This is a genomic window from Streptomyces sp. NPDC054887 (assembly GCF_053610585.1).
The window spans coordinates 1-16,991 of sequence record NZ_JBSGYQ010000079.1 but is presented as its reverse complement, the minus strand read 5'-3'; the positions used below and the strand labels follow the sequence as shown (position 1 = coordinate 16,991).

The following is a 16,991-nucleotide window of genomic DNA, read 5'->3' as shown; positions in this document are numbered from 1 at the left end:
CGCGGCGCGGTCCTGCTACGGGGTGACGGCGAAGTGGCGCAGGATGGCGTCCGCGAGCGCCTGGTCGCCGTCGACCTTGACGTGGTCGGCCACCGACTCGTGACGGACCCGGCCGCAGGCCAGGCGTACGTACGTCTCCCAGTCCAGGGCGATCGTCGCGAGCGGGCCCAGCGAGGGCGTGCCGTCGACCGTTCCGCGGCCGTCCGCGTCGACGCGGACCGTGCGCATGAACTCGACCGGGCCGTGCACGTCGAAGACGACCGCCGAGTTGGCGGGCGCGCCCGCCTGCTTCGCGACGACCTTCGGCAGGCCCTGGACGAGGACGTCGCGGGCGACGAGCGCGCCGGGCGAGTCGAGGTTGCCGGGACGGCCGAATGTCGTACGGAGGTCCTGCTCGTGCACCCAGGTGTCGAACGCCCGCATCCGCAGAGCGAGTTCCAGGGTCTGCTCGGCACCGAGCGGGGCGCGGACCATCGTGTCGGGCGAGCGGGTCTCGTTGCGGAGCTGCCGCTGGCGGCGGATGATCGTGTACTCGAGCTCGGAGGTCATCTCCGGCGCCGTGTGGTGGCGGCGCACGTCGACCTGCATCTCCATGTACCGGGCGAACTCCGAGGTCACGTGGTACAGGTCGCGCGGCAGCGAGTGGATCGGCCGCGGGTCGCCGAGCATCTCGCACTCCATGCCGATGATGTGCGAGACGATGTCGCGCACCGACCAGCCCGGGCACGGCGTTCGGCGGTTCCACTCCCCCTCGACGAGCGGTGTCACCAGCTCGGATATCGCTTCGATGGAGTGGGTCCAGGCTTCGGCGTACGTCTGGAGGCTGGGATGGACGGTCACGGGACCCCTCGTGCGGTTCAGTGGCGGTGGCGCGGGCTGGCTGGTCTGGCGGTGACGGGCTGGCGGGCGGACTGGTACTGACGTGCGTGCCGGACTGCGTGGGAGGCTCGCACGCTAAGTTACGCTGCCCCGTGGCACCCTGGCAGTGCTTTGGTGTGACGATCGTAGGCCCGTGTTGACGGCTCGAATGCCAGGACGGTGGTAGTGTGCGCGCCTCCCTCATCCAGATCGCAGTAAATCCGGACGAAACTGTCAATTCCCGTCGGGAGCGCGTCGCTTCACTCGTGCGCGAGCAGCGTGAGCGGCACGGCGCGGAGCTCGTGGTCCTGCCGGAGCTGTGGCCGACCGGAGCCTTCGCGTACGAGTCGTTCGTCGACGAGGCGGAGCCGCTCGAAGGCCCGACGTACGAGGTGATGGCCAAGGCGGCGGCCGACGCGGGCGTGTGGCTGCACGCCGGGTCGATCGTCGAGCGCGACCCCGAGGGCCCGCTCTACAACACCTCCCTCGTCTTCTCGCCCGGCGGTGAGCTCGCCCGCGCGTACCGGAAGATCCACCGCTTCGGTTTCGACAAGGGCGAGGCCGTGATGATGGGCGCGGGCGAGGAACTGGTGACGGTCCCGGCGGCGGGGCTCACCTTCGGCCTCGGCACCTGCTACGACCTGCGCTTCCCCGAGCTGTTCCGCGGCCTCGTCGACGCCGGCGCCCAGGCGTTCCTCGTGCCCGCCGGCTGGCCCGCCAGGCGCCGCGAGCACTGGACCCTGCTGGCCCGCGCCCGCGCCGTGGAGAACCAGGCGTACGTCCTGGCCTGCGGCACGGCGGGCACGCACGCGGGGGTCGAGCAGGCGGGCCACAGCATCGTCGTGGACCCCTGGGGCGAGGTGCTGGCCGAGGCGGGCCCCGCGGAAGAGGTACTGGTCGCGGACCTGGACCCGGCGAAGGTCACGTCCACCCGCGAACAGTTCCCGGCCCTGAAGGACCGCCGCCTGCGCTAGGGCGACAGGGACTCGTCGGCGGATGGCAAGCTTGAAGCATGAACGATGCCCCGTCGGCGCCCACCCCCGCGCCCGCACCCCGCCGTGCCCGTGTCCGTGCCCCCGAGCTGATCGGCAAGGGCGGCTGGCTGAACACCGGCGGGGAGGAACTCAGCCTCGCCGGTCTGCGCGGACGCGTCGTGATCCTGGATTTTTGGACCTTCTGCTGCGTCAACTGCCTGCACGTGCTCGATGAGCTGCGGGAGCTGGAGGAGAAGCACCGGGACACGGTCGTGATCGTCGGGGTGCACTCGCCGAAGTTCGTGCACGAGGCGGAGCACCGGGCCGTCGTGGACGCCGTGGAGCGCTACGGCGTGCACCACCCGGTTCTCGACGACCCCGAGCTCGCGACCTGGAAGCAGTACGCCGTACGGGCCTGGCCGACGCTCGTCGTCATCGACCCCGAGGGGTACGTCGTCGCCCAGCACGCCGGTGAGGGGCACGCGCACGCGATCGGGAAGCTCGTCGAGGAGCTGGAGGCGGCGCACGAGGCCAAGGGGACGCTGCGGCGCGGTGACGGGCCGTACGTCGCGCCCGAGCCGGTGGCGACCGACCTGCGCTTCCCCGGCAAGGCGGTGCTGCTGCCGGACAGCGGGAACTTCCTGGTCTCGGACACCACCCGGCACCAGCTCGTGGAGCTGGAGGCCGACGGCGAGACCGTCGTGCGGCGCGTCGGCGGGGAGGGCGCGTTCAAGGAGCCGCAGGGGCTCGCGCTGCTTCCGGACGGCCGGGTCGTCGTGGCCGACACCGTCAACCACCGGCTGAGCGTGTTCGACCCGGCGACCGGCGCGGTCGAGGTCGTCGCCGGTACGGGGAAGCAGTGGTGGCAGGGTTCGCCCACCTCCGGGCCGGCCCGTGACGTCGATCTGTCGTCGCCGTGGGACGTGGCGTGGTGGCGGGGCAAGGTGTGGATCGCCATGGCCGGCGTGCACCAGCTGTGGACGTACGACCCCGCGGCGGGGACGGTGGAGGCCGCGGCCGGGACGACGAACGAGGGTCTTGTGGACGGGCCCGCCGCCGAGGCGTGGTTCGCGCAGCCGTCGGGGCTCGCGGTCTCGGCGGACGGCGAGCGGCTGTGGGTGGCGGACTCCGAGACGAGCGCGCTGCGGTACGTCGACGGCGACCTGGTCGTGCACACCGCCGTGGGGACCGGGCTGTTCGACTTCGGGCACCGGGACGGCGCCGCGGGGCAGGCGCTGCTCCAGCACCCGCTCGGGGTGACCGCGCTGCCGGACGGGTCGGTCGCGGTCAGCGACACGTACAACCACGCGCTGCGGCGCTTCGACCCGGCGAGCGGGGAGGTCACCACGCTCGCGACGGACCTGCGGGAGCCGAGCGACGCCGTGCTCGTGGGGGACGACATCGTCGTCGTGGAGTCGGCCCGCCACCGGCTGACCCGGCTGCGGCTGCCCGAGGAGGCGGTGCGCGTCGAGGCCGTCGCGCACCGGACGCAGCGCGCGGCGACCGAAGTGGCTCCGGGCAGGCTGCGGCTGGACGTCGTCTTCCAGGCGCCGACCGGTCAGAAGCTGGACACGCGGTACGGGCCCTCGACGCGGCTGCTCGTGTCGTCGACCCCGCCGGAGCTGCTGTCCGGCGGTGAGGGGGCCGGGACGGACCTGAGCCGCGAGCTGGAGCTGAACCCCGAGGTCACCGAAGGCGTGCTGCACGTGTCCGCGATGGCGGCCTCGTGCGACGACGACCCGGCGAACGAGTACCCGGCGTGCCACGTCCACCAGCAGGACTGGGGCGTTCCGGTCCGCGTGACGGCGGACGGCACGCCCCGGCTGCCGCTCGTGCTCGCCGGCCTGGACGGCTGAACGGGCCCCCGGGGCCCGGCGCGGCGTGAACGGCCGCGGCCGGGCCTCAGGGGTTGTGGTGGTGCTGGTCGTCGGTGACGACGGTGGTGGTGGGGGGTACGACCATGCGCCGGCGCCTGGCGACGCTGGCGTAGACCGCGACCCCGATGATCCCGACGAGCATCATGATGACCCCGACGAGGGTGAGGTTGACGCTTTCCATCTCCCAGTCGGTGGCGAAGGCGAGTATCGCTCCGCCCGCGATGAGGAGAATGAATCCTCCCAGTCCCATGAGTTCCGCCTCCCTGTCGGCCCGGCAGTTCCGGGCCGGTGTACGTCCTTCGCGTACCCGGCCCTTGAACGGACAAGCCTGCGAGCGGTGTTCGGGATCGGGAGTCAGCCCTCCAGGAACGCGGTCATCGCGTTCGCCAGCAGGTACGGGTCGTCGGCCCCGCACAGTTCGCGGGCGCTGTGCATGGACAGGATGGCGACGCCGATGTCGACGGTCCGGATGCCGTGCCGGGCCGCGGTGATGGGGCCGATCGTGGTGCCGCACGGCATGGAGTTGTTGGACACGAAGACCTGCCACGGCACGCCGGCCTTCTCGCAGGCCGCCGCGAAGACGGCCTGGCCGCTGCCGTCGGTCGCGTACCGCATGTTGACGTTGACCTTGAGGATCGGTCCGCCGTTGGCGCGCGGCTGGTGCGTCGGGTCGTGGCGTTCGGCGTAGTTGGGGTGCACGGCGTGGCCGGTGTCGGAGGACAGGCAGATCGTGCCGGCGAAGGCGCGTGACTTGTCGTCGAAGGTGCCGCCGCGGGCGAAGACCGAGCGCTCCAGCACGTTGCCGAGGAGGGGGCCGTCGGCGCCGGTGTCGGACTGCGACCCGTTCTCCTCGTGGTCGAAGGCGGCGAGTACGGGGATGTACGGAAGGGGTTCGTCCGCGGCGCTGACGGCGGCGAGGGCCGCGACGCCTGCGTGCACGGAGATGAGGTTGTCCATGCGCGGGCCGGCCACCAGTTCGCGGTCGCGGCCGAGGTAGGCGGGCGGGTCGATGCTGTGGGCCATCAGGTCCCAGCCGGCGACGTCGCCGGCCGCGAGTCCCTCCTCCTCTTCGAGGAAGCGGATCAGGTCGCCCTCGTGCACGTCGCCGAGGCCCCAGATGGGCTGCATGTGGCGCTGCTTGTCGAGCTTGAGGCCGTCGCTGTTGACGGACCGGTCCAGGTGTACGGCGAGCTGCGGTACGCGCAGCAGCGCCCGGTCGATGTTGACGAGGCGGTGGGTGCCGTCGCGCAGCGTCAGCCGGCCGGCGATGCCGAGGTCGCGGTCGAGCCAGGTGTTGAGGAGCGTCCCGCCGTAGATCTCGACGGCGATCTGGCGCCAGCCCTGCGCGCCCATGTCGGGGAGCGGCTTCACGTGCAGGTGCGGGGAGTCGGTGTGCCCGCCGACGATCCGGAACGGGGTGCTGGCCTCCGCGCCCTCCGGTACGTACCAGGCGATGATCGCCCCGCCGCGCAGCACGTACTTGCCGCCGGAGGTCGCGTCCCAGGCGTCGGTCTCCGCGAGCTGCCGGAATCCGGCCTTGTCCAGGCGCTCGGCGGCGTTCGCCACCGCGTGGTACGGGGACGGACTGGCCGCCAGGAAGGACATCAGATCGTCTGTGTGGCCGCGGTCGAAGCGGGGGGGTGCGCTCATGGGGTTCACCATAACGAGCGTGAACCACGGTCCCCAGCGCCCGCCTCAGAGGCCCGGGGGCCGCTCGAACCGCCGTTGTATCGTCCGGCGTTCGCCGCGGCGGACCTGCGGCAGCATCCGGGGTGCGCCGGGTGGCCGCTGCTGCTGCCGTCGGCGGCCCACGCAGAACAGGCAGCCCTCGCCGGGCGGGGCGGTCGGGTCGATGGGTGAGCCGGGGTGCTCGGAGCATCCCGACGCGTTGCGGGGCCGGGACAGCTCGCGGGCCACGATGAAGGCGCGGTGCAGGGTGTCGGCGATCTCCACGAATTCCTCACCGGGCGAGGAGACGGTGACGGCGAAGGCCCGGTCGTTGACCTGCTGGACGTACCCCCTGAGGACGTCCAGGGTGTACGGGGGTTCCGGCACGGGGTAGCCGAGGCGGCGCTGCTCGGCGGGGGCGGGCACGCTGCGCTCGCCGCGGCGGCGGCGGTCGTTGCACAGCAGGCAGCGGCCCCAGCCGGCGGGGGCCTCGGGGTCGACGGCGCCGTTGGGGTGCGTCGGGCAGCCGGTGTGGCTCTTGACGGGGGCGAGGTCGGCGGCCGTCTTGAAGGCGACGTACAGGGTGTCGGCGACCGGCTCGTACTCCAGCGGGTGGGAGCCGTCGTAGAGGTCGGCGATGAGGTCGCCCACGGAGCCGAGCTTTCCGCGCAGCTCACTGAGCGCGTACGGCCGGCCGGCCGGTACGGAGTAGCCACCCCTGCGGGATTCCATGGAGCTCATGCACACCAGAGTCGCACGGGCCACTGACAACGGGCCGGGTCCGTCCCCGCGGGGATGGTCCCGGCCCGTTGCCAGAGGGTTTCGACAGTGGTCTGGGAGCCGCCGCCGGCCTCGCGGCCGGGGCGGCTCGGCGTTGCGGGGCCTAGAAGGCCGCCTCGTCGAGCTCCATCAGGGACTGGTCGACCGACTCGGCGAGCGCGCGCTCGACGCCGACGCCGGGCAGGACGTTCGCGGCGAAGAACTTCGCGGCCGCGATCTTGCCGGTGTAGAACGGCACGTCCTTCGCGGACGCGGTCGGCAGCTTCTCGGCGGCCACGGCCGCGCCCTTGAGCAGCAGGTATCCGACGACGACGTCACCGGAGGCCATGAGCAGGCGGGTGGTGTTCAGGCCGACCTTGTAGATGGACTTGACGTCCTTCTCGGTGGCCGCGAGGTCGGTCAGCATGGCACCGACGATGGCCTCCAGGTCCACGGCCGCCTTGGCGAGCGTCTCGCGGGCCGTGGCCAGCTCCTCGCCGCCGGTGCCGACCGCGAGGAACTTCTTGATGTCCTCCGCGAGCGAGTTCAGCGCCGCGCCCTGGTTGCGGACGATCTTCCGGAAGAAGTAGTCCTGGCCCTGGATGGCGGTGGTGCCCTCGTAGAGGGTGTCGATCTTGGCGTCGCGGATGTACTGCTCGATCGGGTACTCCTGGAGGTACCCGGAGCCGCCGAAGGTCTGGAGCGACTGCGCCAGCTGCTCGTACGACTTCTCGGAACCGTAGCCCTTGACGATCGGCAGCAGCAGGTCGTTCATGGCCACCAGCGCGGCGGTGTCCTCGCCGGCCGCCTCGGCCACCGCGATGTCGTCCTGGACGGACGCGGTGTGCAGGACGAGGGCGCGCATGCCCTCGGCGTACGCCTTCTGCGTCATCAGCGCGCGGCGGACGTCGGGGTGGTGCGTGATGGTGACCTTGGGCGCGGTCTTGTCCATGAAGTTCGCCAGGTCGGGGCCCTGGACGCGCTCCTTGGCGTACTCCAGGGCGTTCAGGTAGCCCGTGGAGAGGGTCGCGATGGCCTTCGTGCCGACCATCATGCGCGCGAACTCGATGATCATGAACATCTGGCGGATGCCGTCGTGCTTGTCGCCGATCAGCCAGCCCTTGGCGGGGTGCTGGTCGCCGAAGGTCATCTCGCACGTGTTGGACGCCTTGAGGCCCATCTTGTGCTCGACGTTGGTGGCGTAGACGCCGTTGCGCTCGCCCAGCTCGCCGGTCTCCCAGTCGAAGTGGAACTTCGGGACGAGGAAGAGGGACAGGCCCTTGGTGCCGGGGCCGTGGCCCTCGGGGCGCGCGAGGACGTAGTGGAGGATGTTCTCCGACATGTCGTGCTCGCCGGACGTGATGAAGCGCTTCACGCCCTCGATGTGCCAGGAGCCGTCGGGCTGCTCGACGGCCTTCGTGCGGCCCGCGCCGACGTCCGAGCCGGCGTCCGGCTCGGTGAGGACCATGGTGGAGCCCCACTGCTTGTCGACGGCGATCTGCGCGATCTTCTTCTGCGCCTCGTTGCCCTCCTCGAAGAGGACGCCGGCGAACGCGGGGCCGGAGGAGTACATCCAGACCGCCGGGTTCGCGCCGAGCAGCAGCTCCGCGTAGGCCCAGATCAGGGAGCGGGGCGAGGTGGTGCCGCCGATCTCCTCGGGCAGGCCCAGCCGCCAGTACTCGGAGTCCATGAAGGCCTGGTAGCTCTTCTTGAACGTCGCCGGCACCGGGGCGGTGTTCGTCGCCGGGTCGAACACCGGCGGGTTGCGGTCCGCGTCCTCGAAGGACGCGGCGAGGTCGTTCTCCGCGAGGCGGGCGATCTCGTCGAGGATGCTCTTGGCGGTCTCGACGTCCATCTCCGCGAACGGGCCGGTGCCGTACAGCTTGTCGCGGCCGAGGACCTCGAAGAGGTTGAACTCGATGTCGCGGAGGTTCGACTTGTAGTGACCCATGGCAACGGCTCCGTTAAGGATCGGGAGGCAGATTCCTCGTACATCTACTACTGGTAAGTAGCTACGATGATGCTACCCGTCGGTAATAAGAAGCAACCCCTGTCCGGCATCTGTGACTCAGTACTCTTGGCGCCATGTACGGCTACGACCAGAACCAGGGTGGACAGCAGCAGTACGCGCCGCCGCAGCCCCCGCCCCAGGGCGGCTACGGGGAGCAGCCGCTCTACCCGGAGCCGTCGCCGCCCTCGCTCGCCGACGCGGTACGCGCCTTCACCACCGGATCGCTGTCCGCGGAGGACTTCCAGCAGATCTTCGCCACGTCGAAGGTGTACTGCCCGCGCGGCGACAATCCCGGATTCCTCGCCCTGCACAACACCCAGCAGCCGGTGATCCCGATGTTCACCTCGCTCAAGGAACTGCGCAGGTACGCGGGCAAGGAGTCCAAGTACTTCGTGATCACCGGGGCCGAGGTGATCGACCTGCTGCCGACGGGGTACGGATTCGTCCTCGACATGGAGGGCGAGCACCGCATGGTCTTCGACGCCAAGGCGGTCGAGCAGATGGTCGACTTCGCCATGCGGCGGATGTACGGCTGACCGGCCGATCACCACGTCTCGCACACGGCGCCCGGGGGAATTCCTCCCGGGCGTCCGCCGTTGGGGGTGGCAAGAAGTTCTACGTTCAACTAAACTGGACGTACAAGGAGGCCCGCCATGCCCGCAGTAACCGTTGAGAACCCGCTGACCCTGCCGAGGGTCGCCGCGCCGGCCGACGCCGTCGCGCGCCCCGTGCTGGCCGTCACGACCGCTCCGTCCGGTTTCGAGGGCGAGGGCTTCCCGGTCCGCCGCGCCTTCGCCGGCATCAACTACCAGCACCTCGACCCGTTCATCATGATGGACCAGATGGGCGAGGTGGAGTACGCCCCCGGAGAGCCCAAGGGCACCCCGTGGCACCCCCACCGCGGCTTCGAGACGGTCACGTACATCATCGACGGGATCTTCGACCACCAGGACAGCCAGGGCGGTGGCGGCACCATCACCAACGGCGACACCCAGTGGATGACCGCCGGCTCGGGCCTCCTGCACATCGAGGCGCCGCCGGAGTCGCTGGTGATGTCCGGCGGTCTCTTCCACGGCCTCCAGCTCTGGGTGAACCTGCCGGCCAGGGACAAGATGATGGCCCCCCGGTACCAGGACATCCGCGGCGGTCACGTCCAGCTCCTCACCACCCCCGACGGCGGCTCGCTGCTGCGGGTCATCGCCGGTGAGCTCGACGGCCACCAGGGTCCCGGCATCACGCACACGCCGATCACGATGCTGCACGCGACCGTGGCGCCCGGCGCCGAGGTCACGCTGCCGTGGCGCGAGGACTTCAACGGCCTGGCGTACGTCCTGGCCGGGCGCGGCAGCGTGGGCGCGGAGCGCCGGCCCGTGCACAGCGGGCAGACGGCCGTGTTCGGCGCGGGCTCCTCGCTGACCGTCCGCGCGGACGAGCGGCAGGACTCCCACACCCCGGACCTGGAGGTCGTCCTCCTCGGCGGCCGGCCGATCCGGGAGCCGATGGCGCACTACGGTCCGTTCGTGATGAACACGCAGGAAGAACTGAAGCGCGCCTTCGAGGACTTCCAGCGCGGCCGCCTCGGCACGATCCCGGCCGTTCACGGCATGGGCGAGTAGGCAGGCGTTCCCGGCGCGGGGCGGGCCGCCGGACCCGCCCCGCGCCGCGGGCCGGGAACCCGCCCGCGCCGGGCCGCCCCGGCCGGCTGACGTGGCGTCACCCGGCCGGGTCCTTCGGAGGGCCGAGCGGCCCCGTCCGTGGTCCGCTGGGGCGGTGCAGCCGACGCAGCCGCTCCTCCCCGAGTCCGCCCGCCGGGTCGCCGCCTGGTGCGTCGTGGCCCTGCTCGTCACCGGGGTGGCCGCCGTCGGCGTCTGGCTGTGCGTCACCCTGAAGACCGCCGTCACGCCCGTCCTGCTCGCCCTCCTCGGCACCGCGCTGCTCGGACCGCTGCACCGGCGGCTCGTGGCGATGCGGCTCAACCGGTCCCTCGCGGCCGGTCTGACCTGCGTCGCGGTGGTCGCCGTCGTGGGCGGGGCGGCGTACATCGTCGTCAGCGCGCTCGTCGAGACCGGCGACCAGATCGTCGCCTCGCTGCGGCAGGCCGCCGGGGACCTGACCCGGCATCTCGGCGCGGCCGGCACCTCGCTGGACGACCTGGCCAAGAACGCCCGGGGACTGCTCGGCAAGTTCGGCGGCACGGCCGCCTCCGGACTGATCACCGGGCTGAGCGTGGTCGGCGAGATGGCCGCCGTCGCCGTACTGGCCCTCCTGCTGATCTTCTTCTTCCTCCGGGACTCGGACAAGGCCGCGGGCACCCTGAAGTCGCTCGCGCCCGGCTCGACCGGCGTCACCGCCGAGGCGGTGGGCCGGCGGGCGTTCGAGGCCGTCGAGGGCTTCATGCGCGGTACGACGTTCATCGCGCTGATCGACGCCCTGCTGATCACCGTCGGGCTGCTGGTCCTGCGGGTGCCCGGCGCGGTCGGGCTCGGCGCCCTGGTGTTCGTGGGCGCGTACATCCCGTACCTCGGCGCCTTCATCTCCGGCGCGGTCGCCGTGCTCGTCGCGCTCGCCGACCGGGGGGTCGTGATCGCGCTGTGGGCGCTCGGGGTCGTCCTGGCCGTGCAGGTCCTGGAGGGCCACGTCCTCCAGCCCGTGATCCAGAGCCGTACGGTCCAGATGCATCCGGCCGTGGTCATGCTCGCGATCACCGCCGGGGCGTCCGTCGCCGGCATCCTCGGGATGCTGCTCTCGGTGCCGCTGACGGCGGCCGTCTTCGGGGTGCTCGGGGAGATGCGCCGGGGGGAGTACGAGCGGGCCTAGGGATGCGCGGCGGCCTACATGGCCTGCGGGGGCACCGCGCCGTCGGGGTGGGGCTCGAACGTGGCCAGCATCTGCTCCAGGGCCTGCTGGTCCGGGCCGACGAACGGGTCCGAGCCCGGGGCCTCGGCGATCGTGTCGAGCATCCGGGGCGCGAGCCCGACGGCTGGCGGCAGGTGGGTGCTCAGCACGGTCTCGGGCTCCATGGCGCGCAGCGGCTCCACCGTGGCGAGGTACTTGCCGGTGTCGACGGTGTGGACCCAGGGGCTGTCGACCGTCGCCCACAGGAGCTGGGCGCTGCGCAGGTCCTCGGGGGCCAGGTCGGCGGCCCTGCCGTCGACCGCGGCCTCCTCGTTGAGCATGGGGCCGCCGAAGCAGTCGGAGCTGAAGCACGTCCGCGTACGGTCGTCGTAGAAGCCGACGGTGGCGGGGTTGTCGAACAGCGGCGGCCGGAACGCCCGGAGCATGCGGCCGCCGCCCACGTCCAGCGCCTGCCCCGGGTTGACCAGGCACACCCGGTCCAGCGGCAGGGGCCGCTCGGTCGACATGATGCCCGCGCCGATGAACGTCGTGACGACCCGCGCCTTGGGGGCGGCCACGAGCAGGTCGAACAGGCCGCCGGTATGGTCGCGGTCGGGGTGCGTCAGCCAGATCCAGCGCACGTCGGCGGGGTCCATCACGGTGCCGAGCTCGCCCAGGAAGTTGCGGTCGGGGAGGCTGAGGCCCGTGTCGACGACGACCGGCTCGTCGGCCAGCAGGACGAAGGCGTTGACCGGGAGGAAGCCGATGCCCGGCACCTCCAGGCAGTCCGCCAGTACGGTGATGTCGCGGCCGACTCTCTGCGTGCTCATGCTCATGGCGGATCTCCGTGGTCCCCCCGGCGATGAATCTCCCTTTTCGACCATTTTGCTCCGCCAGGGCGGGGTCCGGCGCGCTGGGGCGTGAGACCCGCGACTTCCGGAGGGCTCCCCGTCACAGCGGGCGGGGCTCCTCGTCCTCGCGGAGTTCGAACCAGATCGTCTTGCCCTCGCCCTTCGGGTCCACGCCCCACTCGTGCGCCAGCATCTCCATCAGGATCAGCCCGCGCCCGCTGGACGCCATCTCCCCCGGGCGGCGCCTGTGCGGCAGTTCGTCGCTGGAGTCCGACACCTCGACCCGCAGCCGCCGTACGCCCGGATCGCCCTTGGCCTCGGCGGTCAGCAGCGCGTCGCCGTCCGTGTGCACCAGGACGTTGGTGACCATCTCCGAGACCATCAGCACGGCCGCGTCGAGCTGCTCCGCGTCCGCCCAGTCGTGCAGCAGGTCCCGCAGCTGCTGCCGGGCGGCGGCGATGCGCTCCGGTTCGGCCTGGGCCACGGTCAGCGCCGTACGCCGGACCGGGGACATCCGGACCGTGGCGCCCGGCCCGCAGCCGCAGGCGTCGCCCTCGCGGCACAGCAGCAGTACGGCGATGTCGTCCTCGCGGCGGTCCATGAGCGGGCCGGTCGTGTAGTGCGAGCCGGGGCCGTGGACGGCCGACACGAGGGCGTCGGCGAGCTTCTCCAGGCTGTCGCCGGTGTGCTCCTCCAGGATCGTGCGGAGCCTGGCCCACCCGGTGTCCAGGTCGTGGCCGCCGGTCTCGATGAGGCCGTCCGTACAGACCATGATCGTCTCCCCCGGTTCGAGGACGAGACGCGTCGTCGGGTAGTCCGTGTCCGGGACGATGCCCAGCGGCAGGCCGCCGGCCGTCGGCCGGACGAGCACCGTGCCGTCGGCGAGGCGCACCGCGGGCTCCGGATGGCCCGCGCGGGCGATGTCGAGGGTGCCGGTGGCGGGGTCGGCCTCGATGTAGAGGCAGGTCGCGAAACGAGGGCTGGAGTGGTCGTCGGGGCCGTAGGTGTCGGTGATGCCGTGCAGGAAGCGGGACGCGCGGGAGAGGACCGCGTCGGGCCGGTGGCCCTCGGAGGCGTACGCGCGCAGGGCGATCCGCAGCTGGCCCATGAGGCCGGCCGCCCGTACGTCGTGGCCCTGCACGTCGCCTATGACCAGGGCTATTCGGCCGCTGGGCAGCGGAATCATGTCGTACCAGTCGCCGCCGACCTGGAGGCCGCCGCCGGTCGGCACGTACCGCGCCGCCACCGTCATGCCGGGGATCTCGGGACCCAGCGTCGGCATCATCGAGCGCTGGAGGCCGAGCGACAGCTCGCGTTCGCTCTCGGCCACCGAGGCCCGCTCCAGGGCCTGCGCGATCATCCTGGCGACCGTCGTCAGCACCGAGCGCTCGTCGGGCGTGAACGCCACGGGATGGGCGAAGCCCGCCATCCAGGCGCCCATGGTGCGGCCGGCCACCGTCAGCGGCACGAAGGCCCAGGAACGGCGCTCGGGGCGCCGGGCGAGCGGCCGGCCGGCGGGGTAGCGGCGGCTGTACTCCTCGGGGGACGACAGGTAGATGGCCCGGCCGGTCCGTACGACCTCGGACGCCGGATGGTCCGTGTCCAGCAGCATGTCGGTGAACGGCAGCTCGTCCTCCGGCCCGTACCCGTGGTGCCCGAGCACCGTGATGCGGCTGCCCGACGAGCCGAACACGGCGAGGCTGTCCGGCGAGAACCCGGGCATCGACAGCGAGGCGGCGACCCGCAGCACCTCGGCGGTGGAACGGGCCTCCGCGAGGGCCCGGCCCGCGTCCAGCAGGAACGCCTCGCGGGAGCGGCGCCAGTCGCCGGTGACGGGGGTGTGGGCGGCGTCGCCCGGACGCGGCTCGGCGACTTCCTGGATGGTGCCGAAGAGCAGGTAGTCCCCGTCCTCGATCACCGGGCGGGACCGGCTGCGCACGGTCCTCAGCAGCCGCCCGTCCACATCCATGATCCTCAGCCGGGCCTCGGCCAGGGTGCCCTCGGCGACCGCGAGGTTCACCACGCCGTTGATCTCGTTCCAGTCCACCGGGTGGAACCGGGAGCGTACGGCGGCCTCGGGGAGGGCCACGGGCTCGGCGGGCAGCCCGAGGAGCCGGGCGGCCTCCGCGTCGAGGGTGACGACCCCGGACGCGTTGTCCCAGCGCCACAGGCCGGTCGCGACGGCGGCCAGGATGTCCTCGGTGCGCATTGCTTCATCTTTACAGGTCGCGGCCGGACCGGCTGTCCGAGGCCCGTCGGGACGGGTACCGCACGGCAAATAAAAGGGGATGCGCCGGGCGGTAACCTTGAGTGCTCCGACACACCCCGAATCCCGAAGGCTGGATGAACGACGATGCATCGGTACAGGTCCCACACCTGCGGCGAGCTCCGCGCCTCTGACGTCGACACCGACGTCCGGCTGAGCGGCTGGCTGCACAATCGTCGAGACCTGGGCGGCATCCTCTTCATCGATCTGCGCGATCACTACGGCATCACGCAGCTCGTCGCCCGCCCCGGCACCCCCGCCTACGAGGCGCTCGACAAGGTGAGCAAGGAGTCGGTCGTCCGCGTCGACGGCCGGGTCGTCTCGCGCGGCGCCGACAACATCAACCCGGAGCTGCCGACCGGCGAGATCGAGGTCGAGGTGGCGGAGGTCGAGCTGCTGGGCGCCTCGCAGCAGCTCCCGTTCCAGATCAACACGGACGACGGGGTGGGTGAGGAGCGCCGGCTGGAGTACCGCTTCCTCGACCTGCGCCGCGAGCGCATGCACCGCAACATCATGCTGCGCACGGCCGTCATCTCGTCCATCCGCCACAAGATGACGGCGCTGGGCTTCAACGAGATGGCCACGCCGATCCTCACGGCGACCTCCCCGGAGGGGGCGCGGGACTTCGTCGTACCGTCCCGGCTCAACCCCGGCAAGTTCTACGCGCTGCCGCAGGCCCCGCAGCAGTTCAAGCAGCTGCTGATGATCTCGGGCTTCGACCGCTACTTCCAGATCGCGCCGTGCTTCCGCGACGAGGACGCCCGCGCCGACCGCTCGCCGGGCGAGTTCTACCAGCTCGACGTGGAGATGTCCTTCGTCGAGCAGGAGGACGTCTTCCAGCCGATCGAGAAGCTGATGACCGAGCTCTTCGAGGAGTTCGGCAACGGCCGCCACGTCACGTCGCCGTTCCCGCGCATCCCGTTCCGCGAGTCGATGCTGAAGTACGGCAACGACAAGCCCGACCTGCGCGCCAAGCTGGAGCTCGTCGACATCTCCGACGTCTTCGACGGCTCCGAGTTCAAGGCGTTCGCCGGCAAGCACGTCCGCGCCCTGCCGGTGCCGGACACGGCGGGCCAGTCGCGCAAGTTTTTCGACGGTCTCGGCGACTACGCCGTCGAGCACGGCGCCAAGGGCCTGGCCTGGGTGCGGGTCTCCGACGACGGTTCGCTGAGCGGCCCGATCGCCAAGTTCCTCACCGAGGAGAACGTCAAGGTCCTCACCGAGCGCCTGTCGCTCGCCCCGGGCCACGCCGTCTTCTTCGGCGCGGGCGAGTTCGACGAGGTCTCCAAGATCATGTCGGCGGTCCGGGTCGAGGCGGCCAAGCGCGCCGGCCACTTCGAGGAGGGCGTGTTCCGGTTCTGCTGGATCGTCGACTTCCCGATGTACGAGAAGGACGAGGAGACCGGCAGGATCGACTTCTCGCACAACCCCTTCTCGATGCCGCAGGGCGGCCTGGAGGCCCTGGAGACGCAGGACCCGCTGGACATCCTGGGCTGGCAGTACGACATCGTCTGCAACGGCGTGGAGCTGTCCTCCGGCGCGATCCGCAACCACGAGCCCGAGCTGATGTTCAAGGCGTTCGAGATCGCGGGCTACTCCAAGGAGACCGTCGAGCGCGAGTTCGCGGGCATGCTCCGCGCCTTCCAGTTCGGCGCCCCGCCGCACGGCGGCATCGCCCCCGGCATCGACCGCATCGTCATGCTGCTGGCCGATGAGCCGAACATCCGCGAAACGATCGCCTTCCCGCTCAACGGCAACGCGCAGGACCTGATGATGGGCGCGCCGACGACGCTGGAGGAGGCCCGTCTGCGGGAGCTCAACATCCAGCTGCGGAAGCCCGTTTCCGACAAGTAGCGCGGCAGGAACGACGAGGGGCCCGGAACCGGACGGTTCCGGGCCCCTCCGTCATGGGCGCGGGCCGCCGGGCGGGCGGCTGCGCGGACGCGGACGGGGAACGTGTCGAGGAGGTGCCCCGAGCCGCGGGCTCCCTTACGTTCGGCAATAAGAAGACGAAAGGGATGAAATGAAGCGCCGGAACCGATCCGTGGCTCCGCTCGCCGCGCTCCTGACGACCGCGGCGCTCCTGGCGACCGGCTGCGGCGCCACCGCCGCGCCGCACGACGCGCGCGCCGGCCGCCTGCCGGCCGCCCCCGGGCCCTCCGCGGCCGGCGGCCAGGCGGGCAAGGCCGCACCGGGCCCCCTGGCGTCTCCCGCGCCGCTCCGGCGCCTTCCGGGCCTGGGCCCGAGGACGCTCGCCGAGGTCCCCCACGACACCCGCCAGGCGCTCGTCGTCCGGGGCGAGGGCCGCGACGAGAGCCGGGGCTCCGCCGTCCTGTACGAGCGTGAGCGCCCCGGCGTCCCCTGGCGGCCGGGCCCCACGTGGCCCACCCACAACGCGGTGCGCGGCTGGACGGACCGGCACGTCCAGGGAGACCTGCGCTCACCGGTCGGCGTCTTCACCCTGACGGACGCGGGCGGCCTGCTGCCCGACCCGGGCACGAAGCTCCCGTACGACAGCGGGCCCGCCTTCACCGCCCGGGGCACGGGCTCCGAGGGCGAACCGCTGGCAGGGTCCTTCGACTACGTCATCGCCGTCGACTACAACCGCGCGCCCGGCAGGACCCCGCTGGACTGGACGCGCCCCCTCGGCGCGTCCAGGGGCGGCGGCATCTGGCTGCACGTCGACCACCACGGGCCCACGCAGGGATGCGTCTCTTTCACCCGGCCGGTGATGAAGCGTCTGCTGCGCACGCTGGACCCCGCGAAGAGGCCCGTGGTGGTCATGGGCGACGAGGCGTCGCTGCGGCGGGGGGCCCCCCCCCCCCCGCGGGCGGGGGCCCGGCCCCCCAAAGCCGGGGCCGGGCCAGCGCGTGCACCCGGGCCCGCGCCCCC

Annotated in this window: 14 protein-coding genes; 7 read left to right on the top strand and 7 right to left on the bottom strand. The window is 71.8% G+C overall.

Annotated elements, in window-relative coordinates; genetic code table 11:
* Positions 1-15 precede the first annotated feature (15 nt).
* Positions 16-840 (bottom strand): maleylpyruvate isomerase family mycothiol-dependent enzyme, encoded by an 825-nt coding sequence (locus ACWGH0_RS30595; protein ID WP_453407518.1) that lies wholly within the window; start codon positions 838-840, stop codon positions 16-18.
* A 206-nt stretch (positions 841-1,046) separates the two neighbouring features.
* Here ACWGH0_RS30595 and ACWGH0_RS30590 point away from each other — a divergent pair, with 206 nt between their 5' ends.
* Together ACWGH0_RS30590 and ACWGH0_RS30585 are read left to right on the top strand one after the other, a co-directional pair.
* Complete coding sequence (locus ACWGH0_RS30590) at positions 1,047-1,832, top strand: carbon-nitrogen family hydrolase (RefSeq protein ID WP_453407517.1); 786 nt, start codon at positions 1,047-1,049, stop codon at positions 1,830-1,832.
* A gap of 38 nt (positions 1,833-1,870) precedes the next feature.
* Positions 1,871-3,688, top strand: a complete 1,818-nt coding sequence (locus ACWGH0_RS30585; RefSeq protein WP_453407516.1) for an NHL domain-containing thioredoxin family protein — start codon at positions 1,871-1,873, stop codon at positions 3,686-3,688.
* A 46-nt stretch (positions 3,689-3,734) separates the two neighbouring features.
* Here ACWGH0_RS30585 and ACWGH0_RS30580 read toward each other — a convergent pair whose 3' ends face one another.
* The 4 genes from ACWGH0_RS30580 to ACWGH0_RS30565 all read right to left on the bottom strand — a co-directional run bounded on the left by ACWGH0_RS30580 (position 3,735) and on the right by ACWGH0_RS30565 (position 8,087).
* Positions 3,735-3,959 (bottom strand): DUF6458 family protein, encoded by a 225-nt coding sequence (locus ACWGH0_RS30580; RefSeq protein ID WP_453407515.1) that lies wholly within the window; start codon positions 3,957-3,959, stop codon positions 3,735-3,737.
* 104 nt (positions 3,960-4,063) lie between these two features.
* Positions 4,064-5,359 (bottom strand): M18 family aminopeptidase, encoded by a 1,296-nt coding sequence (locus tag ACWGH0_RS30575; protein ID WP_453407514.1) that lies wholly within the window; start codon positions 5,357-5,359, stop codon positions 4,064-4,066.
* A 45-nt stretch (positions 5,360-5,404) separates the two neighbouring features.
* Positions 5,405-6,118, bottom strand: coding sequence for a hypothetical protein (locus ACWGH0_RS30570; RefSeq protein WP_453407513.1), 714 nt, complete (start codon positions 6,116-6,118; stop codon positions 5,405-5,407).
* Between the two features lie 142 nt (positions 6,119-6,260).
* Entirely contained in the window at positions 6,261-8,087 is a 1,827-nt protein-coding gene (locus tag ACWGH0_RS30565) for an acyl-CoA dehydrogenase (RefSeq protein ID WP_453407512.1), read from the bottom strand.
* A 134-nt stretch (positions 8,088-8,221) separates the two neighbouring features.
* Between ACWGH0_RS30565 and ACWGH0_RS30560 the strand changes: the two genes are divergently transcribed.
* The 3 genes from ACWGH0_RS30560 (at position 8,222) to ACWGH0_RS30550 (ending at position 10,964) form a co-directional block, all read left to right on the top strand.
* A complete protein-coding gene (locus ACWGH0_RS30560) occupies positions 8,222-8,683 on the top strand; it encodes an SseB family protein (RefSeq protein ID WP_453407511.1) in 462 nt (153 codons plus the stop codon).
* 117 nt (positions 8,684-8,800) lie between these two features.
* A complete protein-coding gene (locus tag ACWGH0_RS30555) occupies positions 8,801-9,763 on the top strand; it encodes a pirin family protein (protein ID WP_453407510.1) in 963 nt (320 codons plus the stop codon).
* 154 nt (positions 9,764-9,917) lie between these two features.
* Entirely contained in the window at positions 9,918-10,964 is a 1,047-nt protein-coding gene (locus ACWGH0_RS30550; protein WP_453407509.1) for an AI-2E family transporter, read from the top strand.
* A gap of 14 nt (positions 10,965-10,978) precedes the next feature.
* Here ACWGH0_RS30550 and ACWGH0_RS30545 read toward each other — a convergent pair whose 3' ends face one another.
* Entirely contained in the window at positions 10,979-11,812 is an 834-nt protein-coding gene (locus ACWGH0_RS30545) for an MBL fold metallo-hydrolase (RefSeq protein WP_453407508.1), read from the bottom strand.
* Positions 11,813-11,933: 121 nt separating this feature from the next.
* Entirely contained in the window at positions 11,934-14,042 is a 2,109-nt protein-coding gene (locus tag ACWGH0_RS30540; RefSeq protein ID WP_453407507.1) for an ATP-binding SpoIIE family protein phosphatase, read from the bottom strand.
* Between the two features lie 144 nt (positions 14,043-14,186).
* Between ACWGH0_RS30540 and aspS the strand changes: the two genes are divergently transcribed.
* Positions 14,187-15,953, top strand: coding sequence for an aspartate--tRNA ligase (aspS, locus tag ACWGH0_RS30535; RefSeq protein WP_453407506.1), 1,767 nt, complete (start codon positions 14,187-14,189; stop codon positions 15,951-15,953).
* A gap of 190 nt (positions 15,954-16,143) precedes the next feature.
* Positions 16,144-16,991 (top strand): hypothetical protein (locus ACWGH0_RS30530; RefSeq protein WP_453407505.1); only part of this gene is annotated, 848 nt, incomplete at its 3' end.

Coding starts and splice junctions, on each gene's coding strand:
- ACWGH0_RS30585 (WP_453407516.1), top strand. CDS start 1,871: ATGAACGATGCCCCGTCGGCGCCCACCCCCGCGCCCGCACCCCGCCGT.
- ACWGH0_RS30580 (WP_453407515.1), bottom strand. CDS start 3,959: ATGGGACTGGGAGGATTCATTCTCCTCATCGCGGGCGGAGCGATACTC.
- ACWGH0_RS30575 (WP_453407514.1), bottom strand. CDS start 5,359: ATGAGCGCACCCCCCCGCTTCGACCGCGGCCACACAGACGATCTGATG.
- ACWGH0_RS30570 (WP_453407513.1), bottom strand. CDS start 6,118: ATGAGCTCCATGGAATCCCGCAGGGGTGGCTACTCCGTACCGGCCGGC.
- ACWGH0_RS30565 (WP_453407512.1), bottom strand. CDS start 8,087: ATGGGTCACTACAAGTCGAACCTCCGCGACATCGAGTTCAACCTCTTC.
- ACWGH0_RS30560 (WP_453407511.1), top strand. CDS start 8,222: ATGTACGGCTACGACCAGAACCAGGGTGGACAGCAGCAGTACGCGCCG.
- ACWGH0_RS30555 (WP_453407510.1), top strand. CDS start 8,801: ATGCCCGCAGTAACCGTTGAGAACCCGCTGACCCTGCCGAGGGTCGCC.
- ACWGH0_RS30545 (WP_453407508.1), bottom strand. CDS start 11,812: ATGAGCACGCAGAGAGTCGGCCGCGACATCACCGTACTGGCGGACTGC.
- ACWGH0_RS30540 (WP_453407507.1), bottom strand. CDS start 14,042: ATGCGCACCGAGGACATCCTGGCCGCCGTCGCGACCGGCCTGTGGCGC.
- aspS (WP_453407506.1), top strand. CDS start 14,187: ATGCATCGGTACAGGTCCCACACCTGCGGCGAGCTCCGCGCCTCTGAC.